Raw genomic sequence first — 7,022 nt, forward strand, 5'->3', positions numbered from 1 at the left:
CTGACAGAGACTTCCCAGCAAGCCACTTCGGACGTTCGGACATGAAGATCCGGTAAAGGCTCGCGCGTACCACGCCACTGTAGACGTTGCCCATACCTCGCCCTTCGCGGGGGTGGGGTCGTGTTGAGCGGCGTGTTGAGTGCCCGGAAAGGTCCCCGGAAACACCGCGCGACACCCGTTCAGATGAGCGGCCCGGCACTCGTTCAGACAGTCCATCTGAGCGGCCTCGACTTCACATGGTGAACAGCGCGGATCCCTTTCGACAGGCGGATCCCGGCGCGTCCCGGCAGTCTGGAATGACTCGAAAAAATGCACGTCTTTACAGCGGTAGGCTCGACATCGGCCGGTGGGATCTCCATCGCCGGCATTCGACATGTGGAGAGGAGCCCTGACTCAGGGTGAGCACCAAGCCGACCACCACTGACCTCGAGTGGACCGAACTGGACCAGCGGGCTGTTGACACCGCCCGCGTCCTGGCCGCCGACGCCGTACAGAAGGTCGGCAACGGCCATCCGGGTACGGCCATGAGCCTCGCGCCTGCCGCCTACACCCTCTTCCAGAAGGTGATGCGGCACGACCCCGCGGACGCCGAGTGGACGGGGCGCGACCGGTTCGTTCTTTCCGCGGGCCACTCGTCACTGACCCTTTACATCCAGCTCTACCTGGCCGGCTTCGGCCTGGAGCTCGATGATCTGAAGGCGTTCCGCACCTGGGGTTCGAAGACCCCCGGCCACCCGGAATACGGGCACACCACGGGCGTGGAGACGACGACGGGCCCGCTGGGCCAGGGCGTCGCGAACGCCGTGGGCATGGCGATGGCCGCCCGTTACGAGCGTGGCCTGTTCGACCCGGAGGCCGCCGAGGGCGAGTCGCCGTTCGACCACTTCATCTACGCGATCGCGGGCGACGGCTGCCTCCAGGAGGGCATCTCATCGGAGGCGTCCTCGCTGGCCGGGCACCAGAAGCTCGGCAACCTCGTGCTGCTGTGGGACGACAACCACATCTCCATCGAGGGCGACACGGAGACGGCCGTCTCCGAGGACACGATGAAGCGCTACGAGGCCTACGGCTGGCACGTCCAGCGCGTGGAGCCCAAGGAGAACGGCGACCTCGACCCGGCCGCCCTGTACCGGGCGATCCAGGCCGCGAAGGCGGTGACGGACAAGCCGTCCTTCATCGCGATGCGCTCGATCATCGCCTGGCCCGCGCCGAACGCGCAGAACACCGAGGCCGCGCACGGCTCGGCGCTCGGCGCCGACGAGGTCGCGGCCACCAAGCGCGTCCTCGGCTTCGACCCGGAGCAGAGCTTCGAGGTCGCCGACGAGGTCCTCGCGCACGCCCGCGAGGCGCTCGACCGCGGCCGTGACGCCAAGGCCGAGTGGGAGAAGGGCTTCGCCGCCTGGCGCACCGCGTCGCCGGAGCGCGCCGCGGAGTTCGACCGCATCGCCGCGGGCGAGCTGCCGGCCGGCTGGGAGGAGAAGCTCCCGGTCTTCGAGGCGGGCAAGGGTGTCGCCACCCGTGCCGCGTCCGGCAAGGTCCTCCAGGCGCTCGGTCCGGTCATCCCCGAGCTGTGGGGCGGCTCGGCCGACCTCGCGGGCTCGAACAACACGACGATCGACAAGACGTCGTCGTTCCTCCCGGCGGACAACCCGCTGCCGGAGGCCGACCCGTACGGCCGCACGATCCACTTCGGCATCCGTGAGCACTCCATGGCCGCGGAGATGAACGGCATCGCGCTGCACGGCAACACCCGCATCTTCGGCGGCACCTTCCTGGTGTTCTCCGACTACATGCGCAACGCCGTCCGTCTGTCCGCGCTGATGCACCTGCCGGTGACGTACGTGTGGACGCACGACTCCGTCGGCCTCGGCGAGGACGGCCCGACGCACCAGCCGGTCGAGCACCTCGCATCGCTGCGCGCCATCCCGGGCCTGAACGTGGTCCGCCCGGCGGACGCGAACGAGACCGCCGTCGCCTGGCGCGAGATCCTCAAGCGCTACACCAAGGTGTTCGGCAAGGGCGCCCCGCACGGCCTCGCGCTGACCCGTCAGGGCGTGCCGACGTACGACCGCGAGGTCACCGAGGGCGCGGTCAGGGGCGGTTACGTCCTGTTCGAGGCCGACGGCGGCAAGCCCGAGGTCGTCCTCATCGGTACCGGCTCCGAGGTGCAGCTCGCCGTCGAGGCGCGCGAGCAGCTGCAGGCCGCCGGCGTTCCGACGCGCGTCGTCTCGATGCCGTGCGTCGAGTGGTTCGAGGAGCAGGACCAGAGCTACCGCGACAGCGTCCTTCCGCCTTCGGTGAAGGCGCGTGTGGCGGTCGAGGCGGGCATCGGCCTGACCTGGCACCGCTTCGTGGGTGACGCCGGACGCATCGTTTCGCTGGAGCACTTCGGCGCTTCGGCCGACGGCAAGGTGCTCTTCCGCGAGTTCGGCTTCACTGGCGACGCGGTCGCCGCCGCCGCCCGGGAATCACTCGACGCCGCTCAGCGCTGACGCCGACATACGACCAAGTAGGAGATGTAATCCCATGACAGACGCACTCAAGCGCCTCTCCGACGAAGGCGTCGCGATCTGGCTGGACGACCTGTCGCGCAAGCGGATCACGTCCGGCAACCTCGCCGAACTGATCGACCAGAGCCACGTGGTGGGTGTCACGACGAACCCGTCGATCTTCCAGAAGGCGATCAGCAGCGGTGACGGTTACGAGCAGCAGCTCGCCGACCTCGCCGCCCGCAAGGTCACCGTCGAAGAGGCCATCCGCATGATCACGACGGCGGACGTCCGTGACGCCGCCGACATCCTGCGCCCGGTCTTCGACGCGACGGGCGGCCAGGACGGCCGTGTGTCGATCGAGGTCGACCCGCGCCTGGCGCACAACACCGAGGCGACGGTCGCCGAGGCCAAGCAGCTCGCCTGGCTGGTGGACCGCCCGAACACCCTCATCAAGATCCCGGCGACGAAGGCGGGCCTGCCCGCGATCACCGAGGTCATCGGCAAGGGCATCAGCGTAAACGTGACGCTGATCTTCTCGCTGGAGCGCTACCGCGAGGTCATGGCGGCGTACCTGGCGGGCCTGGAGAAGGCGAAGGCCGCGGGCCTCGACCTCTCCAAGATCCACTCGGTGGCGTCCTTCTTCGTGTCCCGCGTGGACACCGAGATCGACAAGCGCCTGGACGGCCTGGGCACCGACGAGGCCAAGGCCCTCAAGGGCAAGGCCGCGCTCGCCAACGCGCGTCTGGCGTACGAGGCGTACGAGGAGGTCTTCTCCTCCGACCGCTGGGCCGCGCTCGACAAGGCTCAGGCCAACAAGCAGCGTCCGCTGTGGGCATCGACCGGCGTCAAGGACCCGGCGTACAAGGACACCCTGTACGTCGACGACCTGGTCGCGCCGAACACGGTGAACACGATGCCGGAGGCGACCCTCGACGCCACCGCCGACCACGGCCGGATCACGGGCAACACCGTGGCCGGGACGTACGACGCCTCGCGCGGCGAGATCGCGGCCGTCGAGAAGCTGGGCATCAGCTACGACGATGTCGTACAGCTCCTTGAGGACGAGGGCGTCGAGAAGTTCGCGACGTCCTGGAACGATCTGCTCAAGTCCACCGAGGCGGAGCTCAAGCGCCTCACCCCTTCGGAGGGCTGACCATCTTGTCAAGCAGCAATCCGCTGCGTGACGCCGCAGACCGACGGCTCCCGCGTATCGCGGGGCCGTCGGGCCTGGTCATCTTTGGCGTCACGGGCGATTTGTCCCGTAAAAAGCTGATGCCCGCCGTCTATGACCTCGCCAACCGAGGCCTTCTTCCGCCGGGCTTTTCCCTCATCGGTTTCGCCCGGCGCGAGTGGCAGGACGAGGACTTCGCGCAGGAGGTGCACGACGCGGTCAAGCAGCACGCGCGCACCCCCTTCCGCGAGGAGGTCTGGCAGCAGCTCATCCAGGGCATGCGCTTCGTCCAGGGCAACTTCGACGACGACGAGGCCTTCGAGCAGCTCAAGGCCACCATCCAGGACCTCGACAAGGCGCAGGGCACGGGCGGCAACTTCGCCTTCTACCTGTCCGTACCGCCGAAGTTCTTCCCGGACGTCGTCCAGCAGCTGAAGAAGCACGGGCTCGCGGACGCCCCCGAGGGCTCCTGGCGCCGCGCGGTCATCGAGAAGCCGTTCGGGCACGACCTGGCGTCCGCCAAGGACCTCAACTCGATCGTGCACGAGGTGTTCGACCCGGACCAGGTGTTCCGGATCGACCACTACCTCGGCAAGGAGACCGTCCAGAACATCCTGGCGCTGCGCTTCGCCAACCAGATGTTCGAGCCGATCTGGAACCGGTCGTTCGTGGACCACATCCAGATCACCATGGCCGAGGACATCGGCATCGGCGGCCGCGCCGGCTACTACGACGGCATCGGCGCCGCCCGTGACGTCATCCAGAACCACCTCCTCCAGCTGATGGCGCTGACCGCGATGGAGGAGCCCGCTTCCTTCGACGCGGACGCGCTTGTCGCGGAGAAGGCGAAGGTTCTGGGCGCGGTCCGGCTGCCCAAGAACCTCGGCGAGAGCACGGTCCGCGGGCAGTACGCGGCGGGCTGGCAGGGCGGCGAGAAGGCCGTCGGCTATCTCCAGGAAGACGGCATCGACCCCAAGTCGAAGACCGACACCTACGCGGCCATCAAGCTGGAGGTGGACAACCGCCGCTGGGCGGGCGTCCCCTTCTACCTGCGCACCGGCAAGCGCCTCGGCCGCCGCGTCACGGAGATCGCGGTCGTCTTCCAGCGCGCCCCGCACTCCCCCTTCGACCACACGGCGACCGAGGAGCTCGGGCAGAACGCGATCGTCATCCGCGTCCAGCCCGACGAGGGCATCACGGTCCGGTTCGGCTCGAAGGTGCCCGGCACCTCGATGGAGATCCGGGACGTGTCGATGGACTTCGCGTACGGCGAGTCCTTCACCGAGTCCAGCCCGGAGGCGTACGAGCGCCTGATCCTGGACGTCCTGCTCGGCGACGCCAACCTCTTCCCGCGCACGGAGGAGGTCGAGCTGTCCTGGAACATCCTCGACCCGATCGAGCAGTACTGGGACAAGCACGGCAAGCCCGCGCAGTACCCGGCAGGCACCTGGGGCCCGACCGAGGCGGACGAAATGCTCGCACGAGACGGACGGAGCTGGCGTCGGCCATGAAGATCGACCTTACGGACACCACGTCCAGCAAGATCAACAAGGCGCTCGTGCAGGGCCGCCGCGCGATCGGCACGCCGGCCGTCGGCATGGTGCTCACCCTCGTCATCGTCACCGACGAGGAGAACGCCTACGACGCCCTGAAGGCCGCCAACGAGGCGTCCCGCGAGCACCCCTCGCGCACCCTGGTCGTCATCCGGCGCGCCGCGCGCTCGCCCCGTGACCGCACGACGTCGCGCCTGGACGCCGAGGTGCGGGTCGGCGTCGAGGCGGGCACCGGCGAGACGGTCGTCCTTCGCCTGTACGGCGAGGTCATCAACCACGCCCAGTCGGTCGTCCTGCCGCTGCTGCTTCCCGACGCCCCCGTGGTCGTCTGGTGGCCGGTGAACGCCCCGCTCGACCCGTCCAACGACCCGCTGGGCTCGCTGGCCCAGCGCCGCGTCACGGACACCTACGCCGCCGAGCAGCCGATCCATGAGCTGGCCGCGCGCGCCGAGGCGTACCACCCCGGCGACACGGACCTGTCCTGGACCCGGATCACGCCGTGGCGCTCGATGCTCGCGGCCGCCCTGGACCAGGTCACGTGCAAGGTCACGTCGGTCGAGGTGGAGGGCGAGGAGTTCAACCCGAGCTGCGAGCTGCTCGCGATGTGGCTCGCGGACCGGCTGAATGTCCCGGTGAAGCGTTCGATCTCGACGGGCCCGGGCCTGACCAGCGTACGTATGGAGACCGATTGCGGTCCCATCGTGCTCGGCCGCTCCGACGGCTCGCTCGCGACGCTCTCCGTGCAGGGGCAGCCCGACCGTGCGGTGGCGCTCAAGCGCCGCGAGACGGCCGAGCTGATCGCCGAGGAGCTGCGCCGTCTCGACCCGGACGACACCTACGCGTCCGCGCTGAAGTTCGGCGTGGAGCGGCTCGGTGAGCCGGCGTCGCAGACGACGGCGCCGCCCGCCGGGCAGCCCGCCGACGAGCCGAAGAAGGCCGCTCCGGCGAAGAAGGCCCCGGCCAAGAAGGCGGCGGCGAAGTGAGCGCGGCCCCGCAGCTGGTCGTGCACCGCGACAAGGAGCTGATGGCGCAGGCCGCGGCGGCCCGCCTCATCACAAAGATCGTCGACGCGCAGTCCGCCAGGGGCTACGCGTCGGTGGTCCTCACCGGCGGCCGCAACGGCAACGGCCTTCTGGCGGCGCTGAGTTCGGCCCCGGCGAAGGACGCGGTCGACTGGTCGCGCCTCGACCTGTGGTGGGGCGACGAGCGCTTCCTGCCGGACGGCGATCCGGAGCGCAACTACACCCAGGCCAGGGAGGCACTGCTCGACTCGGTGCCGCTCAACCCGGCGCGTGTGCATCCGATGCCCGCGTCGGACGGCGCGTACGAGGTGGACGCGGCCGCCGAGATGTACGCTGCCGAGCTCGTCGCTGCGGCGGGCCCCGAGGACCACGGTCCGGTGCCGACGTTCGACGTACTGATGCTGGGCGTCGGCCCCGACACGCATGTCGCCTCGCTCTTCCCTGAGCTGCCCGCGGTCCGTGAGACGGAGCGCACGGTGGTCGGCGTGCACGGCGCGCCCAAGCCGCCGCCCACCCGCATCACGCTCACGCTCCCGGCGATCCGGGCGGCCCGCGAGGTGTGGCTGCTCGCGGCGGGCGAGGACAAGGCGAACGCCGCGGCGATCGCCCTGTCGGGCGCCGGCGAGGTGCAGGCTCCGGCTGCCGGTGCGTACGGCAGGTCGCGCACCCTGTGGCTGCTCGACGCGGCGGCGGCCTCGCAGCTGCCGCGCGATCTGTATCCGCCGGCTTCTCCCTGACGCCGGCGACGACGCACGCGCCGCGGCCCGGTCCTCCTCGTGGGGAC

Annotated in this window: 5 protein-coding genes; all 5 read left to right on the forward strand. The window is 69.7% G+C overall.

Annotated elements, in window-relative coordinates; all coding sequences use genetic code 11:
- The first annotated feature begins 398 nt into the window (after positions 1 to 398).
- From tkt to pgl, 5 genes are read left to right on the forward strand one after another with little or no spacing between them, the layout of a single operon-like run.
- A complete protein-coding gene (gene tkt, locus AB0O76_RS41435) occupies positions 399 to 2,492 on the forward strand; it encodes a transketolase (protein WP_365502455.1) in 2,094 nt (697 codons plus the stop codon).
- Positions 2,493 to 2,526: 34 nt separating this feature from the next.
- Positions 2,527 to 3,645: a transaldolase gene (gene tal / locus AB0O76_RS41440; protein WP_365502457.1), complete on the forward strand. Its 1,119-nt coding sequence runs from the start codon at positions 2,527 to 2,529 to the stop codon at positions 3,643 to 3,645.
- Positions 3,642 to 5,174: a glucose-6-phosphate dehydrogenase gene (gene zwf / locus AB0O76_RS41445; RefSeq protein WP_365502465.1), complete on the forward strand. Its 1,533-nt coding sequence runs from the start codon at positions 3,642 to 3,644 to the stop codon at positions 5,172 to 5,174. Before tal ends, zwf begins: the two co-directional genes overlap by 4 nt.
- On the forward strand, positions 5,171 to 6,199 hold the full coding sequence (opcA, locus tag AB0O76_RS41450; protein WP_365502459.1) for a glucose-6-phosphate dehydrogenase assembly protein OpcA: 1,029 nt from the start codon (positions 5,171 to 5,173) through the stop codon (positions 6,197 to 6,199). The genes zwf and opcA overlap by 4 nt, the downstream gene beginning before the upstream one ends.
- A 41-nt stretch (positions 6,200 to 6,240) precedes the next feature.
- Positions 6,241 to 6,975, forward strand: coding sequence for a 6-phosphogluconolactonase (gene pgl / locus AB0O76_RS41455; RefSeq protein WP_365502467.1), 735 nt, complete (start codon positions 6,241 to 6,243; stop codon positions 6,973 to 6,975).
- Positions 6,976 to 7,022: the final 47 nt, after the last annotated feature.

It is taken from the genome of Streptomyces sp. NPDC086554 (assembly GCF_040686095.1).
Taxonomy (GTDB): domain Bacteria; phylum Actinomycetota; class Actinomycetes; order Streptomycetales; family Streptomycetaceae; genus Streptomyces.

Coding starts and splice junctions, on each gene's coding strand:
- opcA (WP_365502459.1), top strand. CDS start 5,171: ATGAAGATCGACCTTACGGACACCACGTCCAGCAAGATCAACAAGGCG.
- pgl (WP_365502467.1), top strand. CDS start 6,241: ATGGCGCAGGCCGCGGCGGCCCGCCTCATCACAAAGATCGTCGACGCG.
- tal (WP_365502457.1), top strand. CDS start 2,527: ATGACAGACGCACTCAAGCGCCTCTCCGACGAAGGCGTCGCGATCTGG.